This window comes from Mesorhizobium sp. CNPSo 4689 (assembly GCF_057784325.1).
This window is the reverse complement of the sequence record NZ_JBWLUZ010000002.1, coordinates 225,776-247,001: the sequence shown is the minus strand read 5'-3', so window position 1 is coordinate 247,001 and position 21,226 is coordinate 225,776. Positions and strand designations below refer to the sequence as shown.

The window sequence follows — 21,226 nt, the reverse complement described above, 5'->3', positions numbered from 1 at the left end:
CTATGCCGAGCTTGGGTGGGATATGCTGGCAAACAGGGTGGGGAAATGGCGCACGCTTGGGCTGATGGCCCATTTCGCGGCCGAACCGCTGACGGCTGCACATAGCGCACATAGCGCCTTCGGCCCTTTCATCCGGATCGACTACCCGCATTCGACCGCGGCAAAGCCGCGCCGCATCTTCATGATCGCCGACGCCGGCCTCTACCGCACCGTGCTGTCCGACACCGTGACCTGGCGCAACATCCAGATCAACGGGCGCGGCAAACGCGGACACGCTTCGAACCGGCTCTCCTATGGCATGACGCGGCTGCGCGGTGAACGTCACGAGCACTATCGCAAGCTGTTCGCGCCACCGCTCAAGCGTCCGGCAATCATGCCAATGAGCCCGGAAATGGCGCGCATCGCCGCCAACCAGGTCGCAACCTGGCCGGTCGGCACGCCCTTCGCGCTCACCGAAGCCGCCAAGACGATGGCCAAGCATCTGGCGATCGGCCTGCTGTTCGGCGACGACCACGAACGCGCCATGCCTATCGCCGAGATGATCGCACGCCAGATTCGGGCGAGCTGGATCGTTCCGGGTCCGGCCTTCTTCAGCTGGATCAGGGAAGCAGAGGCGCAGGAACGCGCCATCCTGGCCTGGGCTGAGGAAAAGCGCGGCGACAAGGACGCGCAGGACATCCTGTCGATCCTGGTCAACAACACCGACGAGGCGGGCCACCCGCCTTCCGTCGCGCTGATCGGCGGCATAGTCAGCTTCGTCTTCGGCGCCGCCTACGACACATGCCAGAACGCGCTGGCCTGGACGCTGATCCTGCTCACCCAGCACCCCAACGCCATGGCAAGCCTGGTGGCCGAGATAGACGGCGCCCTCGGCGGCAGGCCTGCGACGATGGACCGGATCGGGACCCTGCCATTGCTCGATGCAACGATAAAGGAGGCGATGCGGCTTTTCCCGCCGGTGCCGCTGATGATGCGCAAGGCGACCCGGCAACGATGCTTGGCGGCGAGCCGATCGCCATGAACGATGGCGTGCTGATCAGCGCGCTCACCATCAACCGCGATGCTTCGCTCTATCCGGACCCCGACAGCTTTCAGCCGGAACGCTGGGCCTCGATCAAGCCGTCACCGTTCCAGTACCCCGTCTTTGGCGCCGGCGGCCATATGTGCCCTGGCGTCACCTTCGGCCTGCAGATGATGAAGATCGCCCTGGCGACCATCCTGTCGAAGCGCTCGGTGGAGTTATCGCCCGCCGCGCGGATCGCTTATCGCACCAGGATAACACTAGCGCCAACTGGCAACATTGACGTGATTATGCGAGAGCGCGGTGAATCTGTCTGTACGGATCAGGCGCGCGGCCGCTTCCGCCAACTGGTCGCGCTTCCAGCGCTAACATAGGAACCGCCGATGACCGCGCAGCAAAACATGGTCCGCATCTATGACCGGGTCATGAAAAGCAGCAAGCAGCGCCGCTACTATGGCGGAAGCGGCTTCTACAATTTCGGCTATTGGGCGGCCGGCGCGGCATCGCAGCGCGAGGCCAGCGAAGCGTTGGTCGACACGCTGCTGGCGCGGCTGCCAGGCAAGGGCGGCGCCATCCTGGACGTCGCCTGTGGGCTCGGCGCCTCGACCAGGCATTTGCTGCTCTCCTATCCGCCGCAGGCGGTCACCGCCATCAACATCTCGGCCGCTCAAGTCGCAACAGCTCGCCAAAATGCTCCCGGCGCGACGGTGCTGCAGATGGATGCGGTCAAGCTCGACTTTGCCGACGAAAGCTTCGACGCGGTGATCTGCGTCGAGGCGGCCTTCCACTTCGACACCCGCGCGGCCTTCCTCGCCGAGGCCCATCGCGTGCTCAAGCCCGGCGGCGCGCTCGTCCTGTCCGACATCCTGTTCAGAAGGTTGTTCGCGTCCGGAATTTCCGACCGCCTCGGCGTGCCAAAAGGCAATCTCGTCGCCGACATCCCGTCTTACAAGGCGCAGTTCGACGCCTTGGGTTTCACCGATATCGCCGTCGAGGACGCCACCGATCAGTGCCTCGGCGGCTTCCGTCGCAGCCTCGTCGCATGGCCAGGGTCGGAATACCGCAAAGGTGCGATGAGCTTCACCACCAGTCTTGCCAGCGCCGCTGTCTGCCGGCTCATCGCAGGATATTTCGGTGCGGTCTCAAAGTCCTATCTGCTGGTTTCGGCACGAAAGCCTTGAGGCGCCGAACCAGGCTTCGGCGGCACGTCAAAAAACGGCAGGTGCGGCCGCGCCTTATCTCAGTCTGAAAATATCGATATTATCGATCATTCGAAATTATCCTACACTTTCTGGAAACCAGGCATCGAGACGCGCAAGCGCCGCCTAATGCAATTAACCACCTATTAGAAGCTGAAACTCAGGGTAGGGTTTGAATATCGGCAACCGCATTTTGGGGGCGGCTTGCCCTTCTCGCCTTTGTCAAAACCCCTGCTCGGACATGGCATGTCGGTCGTTCACGGACGGACGCCGGGCGGCGAATTGATCGGCAGAAGGCCCGGCCCTCCGTCAAGAAGAAGGCGTCACGATCATGATGCGCGTCATCTCCTGTGTGACAATGGAGCACAACCTCTGTCGCCGCGCTGGTCTGCAGCGCCGGTTCCTGGGCGACGATCAGGCTGTTCCTGCGCGCTCATGAGGCCACCGGCCTGCAGCAGATCGGCTGGCATTTCCTGACCGCGGTCAGCGCCGGGTCGTCGATCTGGTGCACACATTTCGTCGCCATGCTGGCTTACGACCCGGGCGCGCCCATCGCCTTCGATCCGGTGCTGACGATCGCCTCGCTGTTCATTGCCATGGCCGGCACCGCTGCCGGCTTCATCGCCGCGACCGGCCATGCCCCCCGCATTGCTCCCATCGTCGGCGGCATCATCGTCGGCCTGGCGATCTCAGGCATGCACTATACCGGCATGACCGCCTATCATGTCGACGGCATTGTCGAGTGGGACACGACCTATGTCGTCGTCTCCGTCGTGCTCTCGGTGGCATTCTCGTGTCTGGCGATCAACGTCGCCCTGAACGACCGCATATCTGGCCACAAGTACCTGGCCGCCGCCATTCTGGTCGCTGCCATCGTCAGCCTCCATTTCACTGCCATGTCGGCAATGCAGGTGACGCCGCTGGCACAGCACGGCGACTACACCGATCCCGCCGCCTTGCGGGCCATGGCGCTTGGCGTCGCCGTCGCCGGGCTGATCATGATCGGCACCGGTCTCGCGAGCTACCTGATCGACGATCGCACGCGCTCGGAAGCCTTTCGCCGCTTGCACCATCTGGCGATGAACGACACGCTGACCGGCCTGCCGAACCGGGCGAACTTCAACGAGTATCTCGACCGCGAGATCGACCGCGCCAGGGAAGTCGGCGGCAAGGTGGCGATCATCGGCATCGACCTCGACCGGTTCAAGGAAATCAACGATCTCTGGGGCCATGGCGCCGGCGATCTGGCCCTGAAAACGCTGGCTGGACGGATGAGCGCGCTGCTGCAGGACGGCGAATTCGTTGCCCGTCTCGGTGGCGACGAGTTTGCCGCCATCAAGCGCATGAAAGGACAGGCCGATCTCCTGGATTTCGTGTCGCGGCTGGAAGCGGCGCTCTTTGCGCCGATCCAGATCGACGATTTCGAAGCCGCCACCGGCGCCAGCCTCGGCGTCGCGATCTATCCCACCGACGCGCACAACCGCGAAACCCTCGTCAACAACGCCGATCTGGCGATGTACCGCGCCAAGGCGAATGTGACGCAGACCGTCTGTTTCTACGAGCAGGCCATGGACGAGGCCGTCCGCGCCAACCGCGCGCTGGCCAATGACCTGCGCGATGCGGTGGAGAACGGCCAACTCGACCTGCACTACCAGGTGCAGACCTCGGTCTCGACCGGCGACATCCGCGGCTATGAGGCGCTGCTGCGCTGGAAGCATCCGACGCGCGGCAACATTCCCCCGATCGAGTTCATCCCGCTGGCCGAGGAAAACGGCCTGATCCTGCCGCTCGGCGAATGGGTGCTGCGCACCGCCTGCGCCAAGGCCGCCTCGTGGGAGCATCCCTACAAGGTCGCGGTCAACCTCTCTCCGGTGCAGTTCGCCCATGCGGACCTGCCGAAGCTCGTCCACGAGATCCTGCTCGAGACCGGCCTGCGCCCGAACCGGCTCGAGTTGGAAATCACCGAATCCACCATCATTGCCGACAAGAACCGCACCTTGACCATCTTGCGGCGCATCAAGGCGCTGGGTGTCACCATCGCCATCGACGATTTCGGCACCGGCTACTCTTCGCTGGAAACGCTGCGAGCCTTCCCGTTCGACAAGATCAAGCTCGATCGCTCGTTCATGTCCGAGGTCGAGACCAGCCCGCAGGCCAAGGCCATCATCCGCGCCGTGCTGGCGCTTGGCCAGAGCCTCCACATCCCGGTGCTGGCCGAGGGCGTCGAGACGCACAGCCAGCTGACGATCCTGCGCGCCGAAGGCTGCAACGAGGCGCAAGGCTACCTTCTCGGCCGTCCCGCGCCCTTCGCCGAAATACTCGCCCGGGCGCATCGCGACGACGTCGCCGTGGCGATCGGGATGTTGCCTGCCCTGCCTGCCCAGGCCGTCGCCTGAGCGCGGTCCGAGGGTCTATTTCGGGAGTGTATAGGCCATCACATAATCGCCCGGCTTGGTGCCGACCGAGCCGTGGCCGCCGGCAACGATGACCACGAACTGGCGCCCGTCGGCGACCGTATAGGTCATCGGCGTCGACTGACCGCCGGCCGGCAGCCTGGCTTTCCAGAGCTGCCTGCCTGATGTCAAATCATAGGCGCGCAGATAGTCGTCGACCGCCGCCCCAAGGAAGGCGACACCGCCGGCGGTGATCATCGGTCCGCCAATGCCCGGCACGCCGACCTTGAACGGCAAGGGCAGCGGCGTCATGTCGTAAACGGTACCGTTGCGGTGCTTGTAGGCGATCTTGCCGGTCCTGAGATCGGCGCCAGCCACATAACCCCAGGGCGGCGCCTGGCAGGGGATGCCGAGCGGCGACAGGAACGGTCCCATCACTACCGCATAGGGCGCGCCCTCGTTGCGGTTGAGCCCCTGCTCGCTACCACGCCCTTCGTCCGGCGGCGGCACCTGGTCGCGCGGGATGAGCTGCGACTTGAACGCCAGATAGGTCGGCATGCCGAACATCACCTGCCTGACCGGATCGACGGCGACGCCGCCCCAATTGAAGGTGCCGAAATTGCCGGGGTAGATCAGCGAGCCCTGCACGGACGGCGGCGTGTAGCGGCCTTCATAACGCAGGCCCTGCAATTCGATGCGGCAGGCCAGTTGGTCGAACATGGTGATGCCCCACATGTCGGCCCCTGTCAGCGGCTTCGGGTTGAAGGAGAGATCCGATTCCGGCTGCGTCGGCGAGGTGTGGTCGCCCTCGATCGCGCCGCCCGGCGCCGGCACTTCCTTGACCGGAACGATCGGCTCGCCGCTGCGCCGGTCGAGTACATAGAGGTCGCCTTGCTTGGTAGGCCCGACCAGCGCCGGCACGACGCCGCCAGCGGTGGTGATGTCGACCAGCGTCGGTTGCGCCGGAACATCCATATCCCAGAGGTCGTGGTGCACGGTCTGCCGCACCCAGCGCACTTTTCCGGTGTTGAGATCGAGCGCGGTGATCGAGGAAGAGAATTTCTCGACATTGGCGCTGCGGCCCATGCCGAGCTGGTCCGGCGTCTGGTTGCCGAGCGGCACATAGAGCAGGCCGAGCTTCTCGTCGGCGCTCGGCGTCGACCACATGTTGGGCGAGTTGTTGGTGTAGGTCTGGCCGGCCGGCAACGGCGTCGTCTGGTCGGGATTTCCGGAATCCCAGTTCCACAGCAACGCGCCGCTGTCGACATCGAAGGCGCGGATGACGCCGGATGGTTCCTCGGTCGAATAATTGTCGTTGACCGCACCGCCGACGATGATCTTGCCGCCTGATATCAGCGGCGCCGAGGTCGAGTAGTAATAGCCCGACTTCGGATAGGGCATCCCGGTCAGCAGGTTCAGCGTCCCGCCTTCGGCAAAGGACGGGCAGATCTCCCCGTTCGCGGCGTCGAGGGCGATCAGCCGCGCGTCGGAGGTCGGCAGATAGACGCGCGCCGCACAGGGCTGGCCGACGGCGATCTTGGCATCCGCATAGTAGGACACGCCGCGGCAGGTCTGGTGCTGGCGGTCCTTGTCCAGCTTGATCTTGGGATCGTAGCGCCACTTCTCCTTGCCGGTCGCGGCATCGATGGCGATGGCGAAATTGTGCGGCGTGCAGATATAGAGCGCATCGCCGATTTTCAGCGGTGTCACCTGATAGGTGGTTTCGCCGACATCGTCGGGGCCCTTTATGTCGCCGGTGCGGTAGGTCCAGGCCGGCTGCAGATTGGCGACGTTGTCGGTGGTGATCTGGTCGAGCGGCGAGTAGCGCTGGCCATATTGCGTGCGGCCGTAAAAGTGCCATTCGCCTGCGGGCACATTGCCGCCGAGGTCGGCCGTCGGCGTCACCTTGTCGGCGCTGAGTTGACCGGCGATGTCCTTGGGATCGGCGGTCATCGAGTAACCGGCCACCGCAAGCGAGGCCAGCACCGCGAGGATGAGCGGCGCCCGTCCGTCCGGACCGGTGAGCCCCCGCCTCGCCCATGGTGTTAGCAACCATAGCGCCAGAAGCACGATGATGCCGCCGCGCGGCCCGAGCTCCCACCAGTCGAAGCCGATCTCCCAGACCGCCCAGCACAGCGTGCCGATGACGATCGCCGCGTAGAGCCACAGCGCGATGGATTTGCGCCTGTAAAGCAGCCAGGCGGTGATCAGGAAGCCGAGACCGGTAATGACGTAGTACCAGCTGCCGCCGAGCGACGCCAACCAGATGCCGCCGCCGCCGAGAATCAGACCGATGAGAGCAAGGACCACGGCGGTGAGGACGGTTGCCATAACGACACTCCTTCAGGCGCAGCAGGCGAGCGGCCGAAAACCGCCGTCTCGAAATGGAAACGCAGCCCGCTTTCGATTCTGTTTCATCTCGCCGCCGCAGTTTTCCGCCCGACCGCGCGAGGTGTCAAATTAGCAGGACAGTATGTTTTGATACTGCGGGCATCATTCTGGCATGTGCTTCGGTCCTGTTGCTGCTCACGTTGAAATGACCGGGATGCCGGCTGCCATTCTTCTGCCCGTTGTCGGGCGATGCTATGCTTTGCCTATGAAAGCCGATGCCGCCTCGTTGCTCGAACGGGCCCGCCACGCCTATGGACAGCGGGCATGGGCGGACGCATTCGAGCTGCTACGGGCGACCGACGAGATCACGTCTCTCGGCGCGGAAGACCTCGAACGGCTGCTCTGGACGGCCGGCATGCTGAACCGCGATCAGGACATCTTCGCCGCCGGCGAGCGTCTCTTCAACATCCATATCGAAGCCGGCCGTGACGATCAGGCGGCGTATTGGGCGTTCTTCCGTGGCTTCCGGCTTTTGACGTTGGGCGAGGAAGGCCACGCAACTGCCATTGTCCAGCAGGCGCAGCGCCTGGCGGATGGCTTTGGCCGCGAGTGCGCGGCGCATGGCTATCTGTTGTTGCTGTCGGCACAAAAGGAACTCATGACCGGCAACGACCCGGCGTCGGAGGCGCTGGCAAGACAGGCGCTGGCGATCGGCGAACGCTGCAGCGACATCGACCTGATCGCCTTCGCCAGATGCTATCTCGGCCGCGCGCTGGTGCGGCAGGGCCGGGTCGAGGAAGGCATCGCCTCGCTCGACGAAGCCATGCTGCCGGCTGCCGACGGCAAGCTGTCACCCATTGTCACCGGCCTCGTCTACTGCAACCTGATCGCCGCATGCCGGCAAGTCTATGCGTTCGATCGTTCACGCGAATGGACCGAGGCGCTGTCGAACTGGTGCGGAGCCCAGCCGCAGCTGATTCAGTTCAACGGCGTCTGCCTGTTGCATCGGGCCGAGATCATGGAGTTGAACGGCGCCTGGCAGGATTCGATTGCCGAGGCGCGGCGTGCCACGCGCCTGCTTGCCCATTCCAGCAGCAACGAAGCGGCAGCTGGCGCGGCTTACCAGGAGGCCGAAATCCATCGGCTACGCGGCGAGTTCGCCGCCGCCGAGGATCTTTATCGTGCCGCCAGCCGGCTCGGGCTCGAGCCGCAGCCCGGCATGGCGGTGCTGCGCCTCATGCAGGGCCGGGCCGAGCAGGCAGCGGCAACCATTCGCCGCGTGCTTGCCACGACCAAGGCGCCGCTCGGCCGTGCCCGTCTGCTGCCGGCGCTGGTCGAGATCACGATGGCCGCGGGCGCTGCCGACGAAGCGCATGAAGCCTGCGAAGAGTTGGAGATGATCGCCGGCCGCTTCGCCACCGACATCCTGGCCGCAATGGCCGCGCAGGCGAAAGGCCAGATCGAGATGGCTGGAGGTGATTCCGCGGCAGCGCTTGGCCATTTCCGCGCCGCGCTGACGACCTGGCAGCGCGCCGGCGCTCCCTATCTGGAAGCCCGGCTTCGCGTGCTGGCCGGCCAAGCCTGCCGCATGCTTGGCGACGAGGACGGAGCTGAACTGGAATTCGAGGCCGCCAGGTCGATTTTCACCGCGCTGGGCGCGGCACCCGACCTCGCCCGCGTCGATCAGTTGATTCAGCCGGCTTCTACACCCTCGCATGGCTTGACGCGGCGCGAGATCGAGGTCCTCGGCCTTGTCGCCACAGGCAAGACAAACAGGCTGATCGCGACAGACCTCGGCCTCAGCGAAAAGACCGTCGACCGGCATCTCAGCAACATCTTCGACAAGCTGGCGGTCAACTCGCGCGCCGCCGCGACAGCCTACGCCTTCCAGAACGGCCTGTTCTAGCATCCGAAAGATCGCTTGCACGACGATCCGAGGATCGCGTTTACGACGATCCGAGAGATCGCGTGGGGGGCATGGGGGAAAATCCCCATGCCGCTTCTTTTCCGTCGTGAGGTATCTCCCCGAAGCGCCGCCGCGCCGGATCGCTATTTTCGCTCCATGGCTGACGAAAACCGCATGGAGCGATCATGAACCAGATTTCGACACCTCGTCCGACCTCAAGCCCCGTACTGAAACCGCACGGCCGCGTCGGCATCACCGAGACCAGGGCGCGCGCCGGTTCCTTGCTGGAACAAGGCGCGGCATTCATGCAACTGGAGGCCGGTACGCTGCAGGCAGCGGGCAGCCAGGCGCCATCAGGCGACGAAAGGCGTCCCGCGCTCAGGGAAGAGCATGTCGACGTCGTCGTCATCGGCGCCGGCCAGAATGGCCTGTCCGTCGGCTATCACCTTGCCCGCAAGGGCGTGAAGTTCGTCATCCTGGAGGCACGCGAGCGCGTCGGCGACGTCTGGCGTTCGCGCTGGGATTCGCTGCGCCTGTTCACGCCGGCACGCTTTGACAGGCTGGCCGGCATGCCCTTCCCCGCTGCCCGCTATTCCTTCCCGACCAAGGACGACATGGCCGACTATCTGGAAGACTATGCGAAGAAGTTTTCCCTGCCGGTGCGCACCGGCGTCAAGGTCGACGAGGTAACCCGTTCCGGCGACCGCTACATCGTCACTGCCGGCCAGACCCGGTACGTCGCCAGCCACGTCGTGGCCGCGGCCTCGAGCTACCAGAAGCCGAAGATCCCGGATTTCGCGGCGTCTCTCGATCCGTCGATCCGGCAATTTCACTCGGGCGTCTACAAGAACCCTGGGCAGCTCAATCCGGGCAGCGTGCTGCTGGTTGGTGCCAGCAATTCCGGTGCGGAAATCGCTATGGATCTCGCGGCTACGCATCAGGTCTGGCTGGCTGGCCGGCATCCCGGCCACATCCCCGTCGCCTACAATGGCTATTTCGCCATGCGTCTGGTGCTGCCGATCGTCCTCCGCATCGTTTTCCACCGCCTGCTCACGGTCGACACACCGATGGGCCGAAAGGCCAAGCCGCAGCAGCTGTCGCATGGCCTGCCGCTGATCCGGGTCAAGCAGCAATCTCTGGATGCCGCCGGCGTCCGCCGGGTCTCCCGCGTTGTTGGCGCCCGGGACGGCAAGCCGCTGTTCGACGACGGTCAGCTTCTCGACGTTTCGAACGTCATCTGGTGCACCGGTTTCCGGGCCGGGCTGGATTGGATCAAGCTGCCGATCTTCGACGACAGCGGCCGGGTGAAGCAGTATCGCGGCACGGTGGAGGGCGAACCCGGCCTCTATGTCTGCGGCCTGCATTTCCAGCATTCGACCTCGTCCACCATGATCCATGGTGCGGCTCGCGATGCCGGCTATGTGGCGGACAAGATCGGCGAGCGGATGCGGGCGGCCGCCCGGTAAAGGCTGACGGACGGGCTTTTGAACGCATTGTCGGGCGCCGGGGCGACAATATTCGCACGGCGCCCGGCAATTGCGCTGACAAACGAGAACAAAACGGAGACACTTCTGGCCTTTCGCTGCCGAATCACTACATTCGGGGGCGATGTCCGGCTTTTCGGAAGACATGCCCTTTTTTGACGAACCGAATGCGCGGCCCACGGCCCCGTCCGGCATCGCCGCGCGCGCCATGGCCGCCCGCAGCGGCCACAACAACGCACCCGACTATCTGAAAGGGTTGAACCCCGAGCAGCGGCTGGCGGTGGAAACCACCGAAGGCCCGGTCCTGGTGCTGGCCGGCGCCGGCACCGGCAAGACCCGCGTGCTCACCACCCGCATCGCCCACATCCTCGCCACCGGCAAGGCCTTCCCGTCGCAGATCCTTGCCGTCACCTTCACCAACAAGGCCGCGCGCGAGATGAAGCAGCGCATCGGCATCCTGATCGGCGAAGGCAATGTCGAGGGCATGCCCTGGCTCGGCACGTTCCACTCGATCGGCGTCAAACTGCTGCGCCGCCATGCCGAGCTTGCCGGGCTCAAATCCGATTTCACCATCCTCGACACCGACGATGTCGTGCGCCTGATCAAGCAGATCATCCAGGCCGAAGGGCTGGACGACAAGCGCTGGCCGGCCAAGCAGTTCGCCCAGATGATCGACGGCTGGAAGAACAAGGGCTTAGGCCCCGCCGACATCCCTGAGGGCGACGCGCGCAGCTTCGCCAACGGCAAGGGCCGCGAACTCTACAAAGCCTATCAGGAGCGGCTGCAGACGCTGAACGCCTGCGACTTCGGCGATCTGCTCTGCCACCCGATCCGCATCTTCCGCGCCTATCCGGATGTGCTGAAGGAATACCACAAGCGCTTCAAATACATCCTCGTCGACGAATACCAGGACACCAACACCGCGCAATACATGTGGCTGCGCCTGCTGGCGCAGCGGCCGGAAGGCAAGCCGATCTCCCCCCTTGAGGGGGAGATGTCCGGCAGGACAGAGGGGGGCGCCTCACGCCGACAGGCCGGTGGGGCACCACCCCCCTCTGTCGGCTCCGCCGACATCTCCCCCTCAAGGGGGGAGATCGGGCGCTCTTCGACCGAAACCCGCGCCACCGTAAACATCTGCTGCGTCGGCGATGACGACCAATCCATCTATGGCTGGCGCGGCGCCGAGGTCGACAACATCCTGCGCTTCGACAAGGATTTTCCCGGCGCCACCATCATCCGGCTGGAGCGCAACTACCGCTCGACGGCGCACATCCTTGGCGCCGCCTCACATCTCATCGCCCACAATGAGGGCCGCTTCGGCAAGACACTGTTCACCGACCGCGACGAGCCCGAGGACGACAAGGTGCATGTCCATGCTGCCTGGGATTCCGGGGAAGAGGCGCGCGCCGTCGGCGAGACCATCGAGGCCTACCAGCGCCAGAAGCACAATCTGAACGACATGGCCATTCTTGTCCGCGCCTCCTTTCAGATGCGCGCCTTCGAGGACCGCTTCATGGAGATCGGCCTCAACCACCGCGTCATCGGCGGCCCGCGCTTCTACGAACGCCTCGAAATCCGCGATGCCATGGCTTTCTTCCGCGTTGTCGCGCAAGGCGCCGACGACCTCGCCTTCGAGCGCATCGTCAACGTGCCGAAGCGCGGCCTCGGCGAAGCCACCATCCGCCAGATCCACGACACGGCCCGCGCGCTGCGCATTCCGATGCTGGAGGCCGCCGCCAAGCTCGCGGAGAGTGATGAGCTGAAGCCGAAGCCGCGCGCCGCACTGCGCGAAGTCGCAGCCAATTTCGAGCGCTGGCAGAAGGCGCTGGAAACCACGCCGCACACCGAACTCGCCGAGACCATACTGGAAGAGAGCGGCTACACCGACATGTGGAAAAACGACCGCTCGGTGGAAGCACCAGGCCGTCTGGAGAATTTGAAGGAGCTGATCCGCTCCATGGAGGAGTATGAATCGCTGCGCTCCTTCCTCGAACATGTCGCGCTGGTCATGGACGCCGAGCAGAATGCCGAACTCGACGCCGTCAACATCATGACGCTGCATTCGGCCAAGGGTCTCGAATTCCAAACCGTCTTCCTGCCCGGCTGGGAGGACGGTCTGTTCCCGCATCAGCGCGCGCTGGATGAGGGTGGCCGCTCCGGCCTGGAGGAAGAGCGGCGCCTTGCCTATGTCGGCCTGACGCGCGCCAAGAAGAACCTGCACATCTGGTTCGTCTCCAACCGCCTCATCCACGGCCTCTGGCAATCGACCATCCCGTCGCGCTTCCTCGAGGAACTGCCGGAAGCCCATGTCGACGTCGCCGAAAGCGGCAACTCCTACGGCGGCTACGGCAATTCCTATGGCGGCGGCTCGTTCGCCTCGGGACGTGGCGGCCAAGGGGCAGGAAGACAGAACCCTTACGGCGCCTCGCGCTTTGACAATATCGGCGAGGAGAAAGCGGGGAGCTTCTCCAACACCTATGCGACGCCCGGCTGGCAGCGCGCTCAAGCGAACCGCACCGAAGCCACCGACCGCAACTGGGGCTCGCGCTCCGGCCATCAGGTCGAGCGCATCGGCTATGGCGAAACCGATTCCGGCTACGGCGCCGGCCGCACCTCGGTCAAGGGCCGCACCATCGACGGCGAGCTGGTCGCCAAATCCGTCGCCGACACACCGTCAGCCTTCAGCGTCGGCGACCGCGTCTTCCACCAGAAATTCGGCAACGGCAACATTTCGGCCATCGAGGGCAACAAGCTGACCATCGACTTCGACAAGGCCGGCCAGAAACGCGTGCTGGACGGGTTTGTCGCGGCGGTGTGAGCAGCCTGAAAATACCTGCGTTCACCGATACCGCGCCTGGTTCCATTTATGGCCAAGCAGCGACAGGATGATGATCAGGCCGTTGAAGAACTGCACGTAGAAGCCGCTCAATCCCGCTGCTACGACACCGGTCTGGATGAAGGACACGGTGACCGCGCCGATGGCGCCGCCGACCACGGTGCCGATGCCGCCCCAGGTCGGCGTGCCGCCGACGAACACCGATGCCAGCACCGGCAGCAGATAACCGTCGCCGGCGGTCGGCCACCAGGTGAAGTTGATCATCACCGAGAAGGTGCCGGCGATCGCGGCACCGATGCCGACGAAGACGAACACTTTCACCCGGACGCGCTTGACGTCGATGCCCATCTGCTGGGCGCTGTCGGGATTGTCGCCGACCACCCTCACCTGCGCGCCGAAGCGATGGCGGTTGTAGAGCAGCGCCGACAGCACGACGAAGCCGATCGCCCAGAAGATCTGCACCGGGATGCCGTAGAGCTGGCTGGAGAAGATCTTGTAGGCCCAGCTGTCGGCCAGGCCGGTCAGCGCCATCGACTTGCCCTCGTTGATGATCTGGATCAGGCCGCGCAGCAGGAAATTCATGCCGAGCGTGGCGATCAGTGACGACAGCCCGCCATAGACGACCAGCGACCCGACCAGGAAGCCGAGCAGCGTACCGGTGACGATTGCCGCGGCAATGCCGAGGAACGGATCATAGCCGGCCTGCACCACCAGGGCGAAGACCCAGGAGGCAAAACCCATCGTCGCCGGAAACGACAGGTCGATCTCGCCGCAGGTGACGACGAAGACCAGCGGCACCACCACGAACAGCGCCACCGGCAGCGTGGTGAGCACGGAGCTATAAAGATACCAGGTGGTGAAGACGGTCGGGTTGGCGATCATGAACACCGCCATCATGACGATGAACACGCCGAGCGTGCCGAGCGAAGCGCGGTTGTCGAGAACGAAACCGCGCAGCCAGTGGTCGGACGGGTGTTTCCATTCTGGTCGGGCCGGTTCGCCGCGCGGGAGACCGAGAGGATTCTGCAGATCGGGTTCCATGGTCTTGCTCATCGCACTCGCTGCTCCGTTTCGCCGGCGTCATGCAGCCCCGCCAGTCCGCCTGGGTGCGCCACGTCTTCCATGAAGATGATGAGGTCTTCGGCCGACTTGACCTCGCTGCGGTCGGCTGTCAGCGCCACCTTGCCGCGATCGAGCACCACGAAACGGTCGGCGATGTCGAAGACATGGTGGATGTTGTGGCCGATGAACAGGATCGAGCGGCCGCTCGCCCGCACCTGGCGCACGAAGTGAAACACCTTGGCGGTCTCGGTCAGCGACAGCGCCGTCGTCGGCTCGTCGAGGATGATCAGCTCCGCCTGCTTATAGATGGCGCGTGCGATCGCCACGCCCTGGCGTTCGCCGCCCGAAAGCTGGCCGACGATCGAGTGCGGCGTGAACACTTTCGAGGTGAAGCCGATCTCGCGCATCAGCCGGCTCGCCTCCTCGATCTCCTTGCCGACTTTAAGCCAGCCCAGCCAGCTGGTCAGTTCGCGACCCATGAAGATGTTGCGCACGATGGTCTGCTGCACGGCCAGCGCCCGGTCCTGGAACACCGTCTCGATGCCGGCGTCGCGTGAGCGCGCGGCACTCCACCCGGTCACCGGCTTGCCGCGAACGAGGATCTCGCCGCTGGTCGGCTTGACCACGCCGGACAGTATCTTGATCAGCGTCGACTTGCCGGCGCCGTTGTCGCCGATCAGCCCAACCACCTCGCCGCGATCGACGCTGAGATTGACCCCACCAAGCGCATAGACCTGGCCGTAGGATTTGCTGATATCGCGCAGTTCGATGATGCGTTCGGCCATGGCGGTCCTCGCTTGGTTCCGGCTGCCGGTCGGGCCTGTCCGACCGGCATGCCGAGGTTACGGGTCAGCGCAGCGCCTGCTTGGCGAGCTCGGAGACGATCTCGTAATTCTGCGGCGTGACGAAGCCGGCGCCGGTGTCGACATTCATCGGCGCAAGACCCAGCACCACTTGCTGGCAAAGGCTGAGGATCGGCAGATAGCCTTGCAGGAACGGCTGCTGGTCGGCCGTCAGCTGCACCCAGCCGCCCTTGAAGCCCTCGACGATCTGCGGGCTGGTGTCGAAGCCGAAGTTGAAGATGTCGCCTGGCTTTCTGCCCGCAGCCTGCATGTAGGTGGGAACATTGCCGAGCATCTGCCCGCCGGGATAGCCGACCGCCTTGACATCGGGATTGTTGAGCAGTGCCGCGGTGATCACCGGAATGGCCAGGTTCGGATCCGAAGCCCACTCGCCGCTCGGCGGCGAGGACAACTGGATGACCTCAACGCCGGCTTCCTTCAGCGCCGCCACCGTGCCGCGCTCGCGCGCGCCGCGGTTCTCGTTCTCGAACGGACCGATCATGATCGCCTTGTCGCCGGCCTTGAGCCCGCCGAGCTTGAACGCCTCGGCGCCGAGCGCGCGGCCCTGCTGCTCCTGCTGCGCACCGACATAGCCGCCGCCGAACGCCGCCACCACCTTCGGCACCGGCACGTTCTGGTACATCATCTTGATGCCGTCCTTGTGCGCCTGTTCGGCCAGCGGCATGATCGAAGCGTCGCCCGGGTGGCCCATCATGGCGATGCCGCCGGGCTTGACCGCGACCGCTTCGCGCAATTGCTGCACCATCTTTTCGACGTCCCAGCCGGAGAAGATGTAGTCCACCTTCGGCCCGAGATCGGCCGCCGCCTGCTTGGCGCCATTATAGACGATGGTGCCGAAAGCGTCGCCCTCGGCGCCGCCGACGAAGAAGCGGATATGGACGTCCTTGCACCATTGGGCGTCGAGCGCCTGCGCCGGCAGAGTGGAGATTGCGGCGCACAGCGCCGTGGCCGCCGCCACGACGCTCGAGCGCAGAAGTGTCGTTCTCATCGCGATGCTCATGCACGTTCCTCCCTTTTGGTCCCTCGCAAGCCGAGGGGGTTTTCGACGATGGCTTCGGCTTGGCGCCGCAGTTCCTGGCCGGCCGGCTCCTCCCGCCGGCCAATCCTCACATTGGATTTGGCAGGTAGCTGACACCTCCCCTGCATTGCTGGAGGTATTCCAGCGCGCGGACCTGCCCGGTGATCTCCAGATCGCCGCGATAGACCGGGTCGTGCCAACCTTCGATGTCGATGGCGCCTTTGTATCCGGCCAGCCGCAATTCGCTGATCACCCGCGTCCAGTCGCTGTCGCCGAAGCCCGGCGTGCGCATTTGAACAAACGGAAGGCGGCCGAACACGCCATGTTCGCGGATCACGTCCCAGCGCACCGTCGCGTCCTTGCCATGGACGTGGAAGATACGCGGCGCCCATTTGCGGATCTGCGGCATCGGATCGATCAGGTAGACGAGCTGGTGGCAGGGCTCCCATTCGAGGCCGAGATTGTCGTCCGGCAATTCGTTGAACATCAATTCCCAGGCGTCCGGATTGTGGGCGATGTTCCAGTCGCCGGCAGCCCAGTTGCCGTCCATCGCGCAATTCTCGAAGGCGATGCGCACGCCCTTGTCGGCGGCGCGCCTGGCCAGCGGCCCCCACACTTCGCGGAAGCGCGGCAGGCTCTCGGGCAGCGGCTTGCCACGAATGCGCCCGGTGAAGCCGCTGACCGTGGAGGCGCCGAACAGATGCGCATGGTCGATGACCGTTTCCCAGGCCGCGAGCACGCCGCGGTCGACTTCGCCGCTCTCCAGCGGATTGCCGAACACGCCGATCGAAGACACGGTGACGTCGGCATCGCCGATCGCCTCGCGGATCTGGCCGGCCAGCCGTGGCAGATCCTTGCCGCCCAGCGTCTGCCAGAAGAAGGGCTGGATGCTCTCGAAGCCGAGTGGCAGGATCTCTCTGATGTAGGCCGCCGGGTCGTCGAGATTGGCCCGCACCATGGTGCCGATCCGGATGTCGAGAAGCGGGTTTGGCGTCATTGTGCTTCCTTTGAGATCGCCACGCGGCGTCCGGTCTCGGCGCTTTCGATGGCGCCGAAGACCATGGCCAGGCTCTTGATGTTGTCTGCACCGCGCGTTTCCGGCTGGGTGCCGGTCTCGATGGCCTGCATGAAATCCTGAATGATGCCGAGATGGCCGTCGACGCGGTCGGCGGGGTCGAGCGGCGGCACCTCGACCGGCTCGGTTTTGTCGAAAAGGCCGTCGCGGGCCGGCAGCACAAGTTCCGCCGTCAGCGCGTCATGGCCGTCCCAGGTGAGGCTGCCGTGCTCGGCGACGATGCGCCAGCTGCCCTCCCAACTGGTGCGGAAACCGGCAGCGCACCAGGAGCCGGCATAGGTAAAGACCTTGCCGCCGCCGAGATCGAAGACGGCGCTGGCCGACGATCCCTGCCGGTACCAGGAACTGGCCGGCTCCCATTCCTGGCAATAGACGCTTGCCGGCTCGCCGCCGACCATATAGCGGGCGGCGTCGAAGGTGTGGATCGCCATATCGAGCAGCAGGACATGCGCCATCTCCTCGCGAAAACCGCCGAAATGCGGCGCGACGAAGAAGTCGGCATGGATGCTGGTCGCGGCACCAATGGCGCCTGAGTCCAGAAAGCGCCGGATGCGCCTGACATTGGCGACATAGCGCCGGTTCTGCACGACGGCATGAACACGCCCGGCGCGTCGTGCGGCCTCGACGATGGCGCGCGCATTCTCAGGGCTGTCGGCCAGCGGCTTTTCCGTCAGCAAGTGGCAATTATGGGCAAAGGCGGAAAGCGCGACGTCGCGCCGGGCAGCAGGGACCACGACGTCGAACACCGCGTCGGGCCTGGTCTGGTCGAGGACCGCGTCCAGGCTGGTTCCAATGACGGCGCCGGTCAGCTCGTATTCGCGCGCCCTCGCCTTCGCCCGCTCGGCGTCAAGGTCGACAAGGCCGACAATGGCGAGCCCATCAATCTGCCTCACGGCGTCGAGCCAATGCTTGCTCATCGCGCCACAGCCGACGAGGACGACATTCATCATCCAGCGCTCCTCCTCCCCGTTCGGTCCCTCCAGACCGAAGTCACGGCACTCACGGCATCACCGTAAACGTTTTTCCGTAAACGTTTACGACAACACACCCGATGGCGTAGAATGTCAATTGGCCGCTCGTGAAAATCGTCATCAACCGCCTTGGCCTGAGCGGCGGCCAGTGCTAGCGAAAGTCGGGGGAGAAAGTCTTTGGCGTCCAGTATCCACGACCTTGCACGTCACCTGAACATATCGATCGGCACCGTGTCGCGGGCGCTCAACGGCCGCGCCGACGTCAACGCCGACACGCGCCAGCGCGTGCTCGAAGCGGCCAAGAAGCTGAACTATTCGCCGAACCAGTCCGGCCGCAGTCTGCGCCGCGGCTCGACCCATTCTATCGCCTTCATGCTGCAGCCGCATCCGGGCGACCAGCAATATGGCGAACCCTTTTTCATTCCGTTCCTGACCGGCTTGCAGGCAAGGCTCGCCGAAAGCGGCCTCGACCTGATCGTGGTGATGGGCGCGCCGGGCGACTATCAGCAGGAGCGCCTGCGCCGTGTCGTCGAGACGCGCCGCGCCGACGCCGTGGTGCTGGCCTGGACACGGCGCGAGGACGAGCGCATCGACTATCTGACCCAGGCCGGCTTCCCCTTCGCCACGCTCGGCCGCAGCCGCTCCGGCGGCACCGCCTACCCCTCGCTCGACCTCGATTTCGAAAAGGCCGGCGCCGACGCGGTCGACCGGCTGGTAGCGCGCGGCCACCGCCGCATCGCCGCCATCCGCCCGTCTCTCGACCTCAATTTCGGCTACCTGTTCCTCGACGGCTATCGCAAGGCGTTGCAAAAGCACGGCATCGAAGTCGATCCCGGCCTGATCGCCGACGGTTTCATCAACGAGGCCGGCGGCTACGAAGTGATACCGCAGGTCATGCGCGCCAAGAATCCGCCGACCGCCATCATCTTCAACAATGACGCCATGGCGCTCGGCGGCTGCAAGGCGCTGGCCGAGATGGGCATCAGGCCCGGCCACGACATCGCTGTAATCGTCATCGTCGACACCCCGCTCTGCCGCTATTTCTCGCCGGCGCTGACCGCCTTCCGCCCGTCGCTGGAGCCGATGGGACAAAGGCTGGCCGAAATGCTGCTGGCCTCGCTTCCCACCTTCGCCGGTGAGGAAGGCCCGCGCATCATGCGCGAGGTCTGGCCGCTGGAGCTGATCGCGCGGGAGAGTGATTGACGGGAGAACGCCTCTTCCTTCTCCCCTTGTGGGAGAAGGTGGATCGGCGCGCAGTGCCGAGACGGATGAGGGGTGCCGGAAGAAACGCAGCGTAAGAAGATCGAGGGATTTAAGCGGTTAGTTCTCCAACGTAGAGATCCTTCCAACACCCCTCATCCGACCGAGCTTCGCTCGGCCACCTTCTCCCACAGGGGGAGAAGGGAAGAAATGGCGCCTGTCACGCAAGTATCATGTTCGCGTCCTAGACCGCTTGGCGGAAAGGCGCTGGAGGCAAAGTCAATGCGACGCCTGCTCCGGGCTGCTTTGTCACAAGGGGATATCCATGAAACATCTCAGCCGAACCGTCGCGCTTGGCGCGGCACTTGCTCTGTTCACCGCCTTGACGCCGGCGCTCGCTGATGGCGTCGCCTATGTCAACAAGGGGCTGGTCGGCGTCGGCCGTATCCCGGCCAACCTGAAGGACAAGTTCGGCGAGACCTTCGGCTCCGGCTCCGGGATGGCGATCGACGTCAAGGGCTGGATGCGTGACGCGAACGGCTACAAGGGATCGCTCTGGCTGCTGCCGGATCGCGGCTACAATGTCGTCGGCACCACCGACTATCGGGCCCGCCTCAACACGATTTCGATCAAGCTTGCCCCGACGGCTCCGGGCGCGGCACCCGCCACCGGACAGGAACAGTCCGGCGTCAAGGCGACGCTTGCCGACACCATGCTGCTGACCGACGACAAGGGCACTGATGCCACCGGCCTCGATCCGCTGAACGGCGTGCGGGCAGCAAGCGGCGACATGCCGATCCTGCCGCAGGCCGACAACGGCAAGCTGGCGCTCGACAACGAGGCGATCGTGCGCCTGCCCGACGGCACCATGTTCATCTCCGACGAATATGGCCCCAACATCTACCGCTTCTCGGCCGATGGCCATTTGATGTCGGCGACGCAGCCGCCGGTAGCCCTCGTGCCGATGCGCCACGGCACGCCGAACTTCGCCTCGGACAATCCGGGCCCCGGTGCCGCCGAGCCCGATCCGAAGGATCCCGAGACCGGCCGCCACAACAACCAGGGCCTCGAAGGCATGGCGATCACCCCGGACGGCAAGTTCCTGATTGCCGTGCTGCAGTCGGCGCCGCGCCAGGATGGCGGCGATTCCGGTTCAACCCGCCAGAACACCAGGGCGCTGGTCTATGACGCCTCCGACCTTGCCCATCTCAAGCTGGCGCATGAATATGTCGTGCCGCTGCCGGTGTTCAAGGATGCAAAGGACAAGACCAAGGTCGCGGCGCAGAGCGAGATCGTGGCGCTGTCCGACAAGACCTTCCTGATGCTGACCCGCGACAGCGGCAACGGCCAGGGCCTGAAGGGCGATGAGTCGCTCTTGCGCAAGATCAATGTCGTCGATCTTTCGGCGGCGACCGACATCTCCGGCGGCCCCTTCGACGCCGCCGACAAGCCGGTGGCGCCCAAGGGCGTGCTCGACCCGTCTGTGACGCCGGCCAAGCTGACGCCGTTCATCGACATCAACGACAAGGCCCAGCTTGGCCGCTTCGGCCTGCACAATGGCAAGCCCAACGACAAGAACAACCTCTCGGAGAAGTGGGAAGCGATGTCGCTGGTCAGCGTGCTCGATCCCAAGCTGCCCGACGACTATTTCCTGTTCGTCGCCAACGACAACGACTTCCTGACCCAGGACGGCTTCCAGGTCGGCGCGCCCTACAAGGCCGAGGATGGCGCCGATGTCGACACCATGTTCCTGGTCTACCAGGTCACGCTGCCGAACCTCGCCACGAACTAGCTCCGGATTTGGAGGCGGACGTGTTTAGCGCGTCCGCCTTCAAGCCGTTTGTCGACGACCACGAGTGCCGTGAAG

15 protein-coding genes are annotated in these 21,226 nt (G+C 64.8%); 9 read left to right on the top strand and 6 right to left on the bottom strand.

The window, feature by feature from the left end:
- Positions 1-22: 22 nt before the first annotated feature.
- The 4 genes from AC04SI_RS03950 (at position 23) to AC04SI_RS03935 (ending at position 4,616) form a co-directional block, all read left to right on the top strand.
- Positions 23-1,021, top strand: a complete 999-nt coding sequence (locus tag AC04SI_RS03950) for a cytochrome P450 (RefSeq protein ID WP_488473936.1) — start codon at positions 23-25, stop codon at positions 1,019-1,021.
- Entirely contained in the window at positions 994-1,395 is a 402-nt protein-coding gene (locus AC04SI_RS03945) for a cytochrome P450 (protein WP_488473935.1), read from the top strand. The genes AC04SI_RS03950 and AC04SI_RS03945 overlap by 28 nt, the downstream gene beginning before the upstream one ends.
- 9 nt (positions 1,396-1,404) lie before the next feature.
- Complete coding sequence (locus AC04SI_RS03940; RefSeq protein ID WP_488473934.1) at positions 1,405-2,202, top strand: class I SAM-dependent methyltransferase; 798 nt, start codon at positions 1,405-1,407, stop codon at positions 2,200-2,202.
- 542 nt (positions 2,203-2,744) lie between these two features.
- The gene (locus tag AC04SI_RS03935) at positions 2,745-4,616 is read left to right on the top strand and encodes a bifunctional diguanylate cyclase/phosphodiesterase (RefSeq protein WP_488473933.1); all 1,872 of its coding nucleotides are present in this window, start codon (positions 2,745-2,747) and stop codon (positions 4,614-4,616) included.
- Between the two features lie 15 nt (positions 4,617-4,631).
- Here AC04SI_RS03935 and AC04SI_RS03930 read toward each other — a convergent pair whose 3' ends face one another.
- On the bottom strand, positions 4,632-6,944 hold the full coding sequence (locus tag AC04SI_RS03930) for a glucose/quinate/shikimate family membrane-bound PQQ-dependent dehydrogenase (protein ID WP_488473932.1): 2,313 nt from the start codon (positions 6,942-6,944) through the stop codon (positions 4,632-4,634).
- A gap of 265 nt (positions 6,945-7,209) precedes the next feature.
- Here AC04SI_RS03930 and AC04SI_RS03925 point away from each other — a divergent pair, with 265 nt between their 5' ends.
- From AC04SI_RS03925 to AC04SI_RS03915, 3 genes are all read left to right on the top strand, one after another.
- On the top strand, positions 7,210-8,850 hold the full coding sequence (locus tag AC04SI_RS03925) for a LuxR C-terminal-related transcriptional regulator (RefSeq protein ID WP_404275525.1): 1,641 nt from the start codon (positions 7,210-7,212) through the stop codon (positions 8,848-8,850).
- 185 nt (positions 8,851-9,035) lie between these two features.
- Entirely contained in the window at positions 9,036-10,316 is a 1,281-nt protein-coding gene (locus AC04SI_RS03920; protein WP_404275523.1) for a flavin-containing monooxygenase, read from the top strand.
- Between the two features lie 142 nt (positions 10,317-10,458).
- Entirely contained in the window at positions 10,459-13,152 is a 2,694-nt protein-coding gene (locus AC04SI_RS03915) for an ATP-dependent helicase (RefSeq protein ID WP_404275521.1), read from the top strand.
- Between the two features lie 21 nt (positions 13,153-13,173).
- On the opposite strand, the gene AC04SI_RS03910 is transcribed toward AC04SI_RS03915, so the two are convergent.
- The 5 genes from AC04SI_RS03910 to AC04SI_RS03890 form a co-directional block, all read right to left on the bottom strand.
- Positions 13,174-14,223, bottom strand: a complete 1,050-nt coding sequence (locus tag AC04SI_RS03910) for an ABC transporter permease (protein WP_404275520.1) — start codon at positions 14,221-14,223, stop codon at positions 13,174-13,176.
- Entirely contained in the window at positions 14,220-15,017 is a 798-nt protein-coding gene (locus tag AC04SI_RS03905; RefSeq protein ID WP_488473931.1) for an ATP-binding cassette domain-containing protein, read from the bottom strand. Before AC04SI_RS03905 ends, AC04SI_RS03910 begins: the two co-directional genes overlap by 4 nt.
- Before the next feature lie 64 nt (positions 15,018-15,081).
- Positions 15,082-16,095 (bottom strand): substrate-binding domain-containing protein, encoded by a 1,014-nt coding sequence (locus AC04SI_RS03900; RefSeq protein WP_488473930.1) that lies wholly within the window; start codon positions 16,093-16,095, stop codon positions 15,082-15,084.
- A gap of 106 nt (positions 16,096-16,201) precedes the next feature.
- Positions 16,202-17,110 carry a sugar phosphate isomerase/epimerase family protein gene (locus AC04SI_RS03895; protein ID WP_404275515.1) on the bottom strand — a complete coding sequence of 303 codons (909 nt, stop codon included), beginning with the start codon at positions 17,108-17,110 and terminating at the stop codon, positions 16,202-16,204.
- Positions 17,107-18,138 carry a Gfo/Idh/MocA family protein gene (locus AC04SI_RS03890; RefSeq protein WP_404275513.1) on the bottom strand — a complete coding sequence of 344 codons (1,032 nt, stop codon included), beginning with the start codon at positions 18,136-18,138 and terminating at the stop codon, positions 17,107-17,109. Before AC04SI_RS03890 ends, AC04SI_RS03895 begins: the two co-directional genes overlap by 4 nt.
- A gap of 198 nt (positions 18,139-18,336) precedes the next feature.
- On the opposite strand from AC04SI_RS03890, the gene AC04SI_RS03885 reads away from it, so the two are divergent.
- Both AC04SI_RS03885 and AC04SI_RS03880 read left to right on the top strand, forming a co-directional pair.
- The gene (locus tag AC04SI_RS03885) at positions 18,337-19,362 is read left to right on the top strand and encodes a LacI family DNA-binding transcriptional regulator (RefSeq protein ID WP_404275511.1); all 1,026 of its coding nucleotides are present in this window, start codon (positions 18,337-18,339) and stop codon (positions 19,360-19,362) included.
- Between the two features lie 322 nt (positions 19,363-19,684).
- Positions 19,685-21,151 carry an esterase-like activity of phytase family protein gene (locus AC04SI_RS03880; RefSeq protein WP_488473929.1) on the top strand — a complete coding sequence of 489 codons (1,467 nt, stop codon included), beginning with the start codon at positions 19,685-19,687 and terminating at the stop codon, positions 21,149-21,151.
- Positions 21,152-21,226 lie beyond the last annotated feature (75 nt).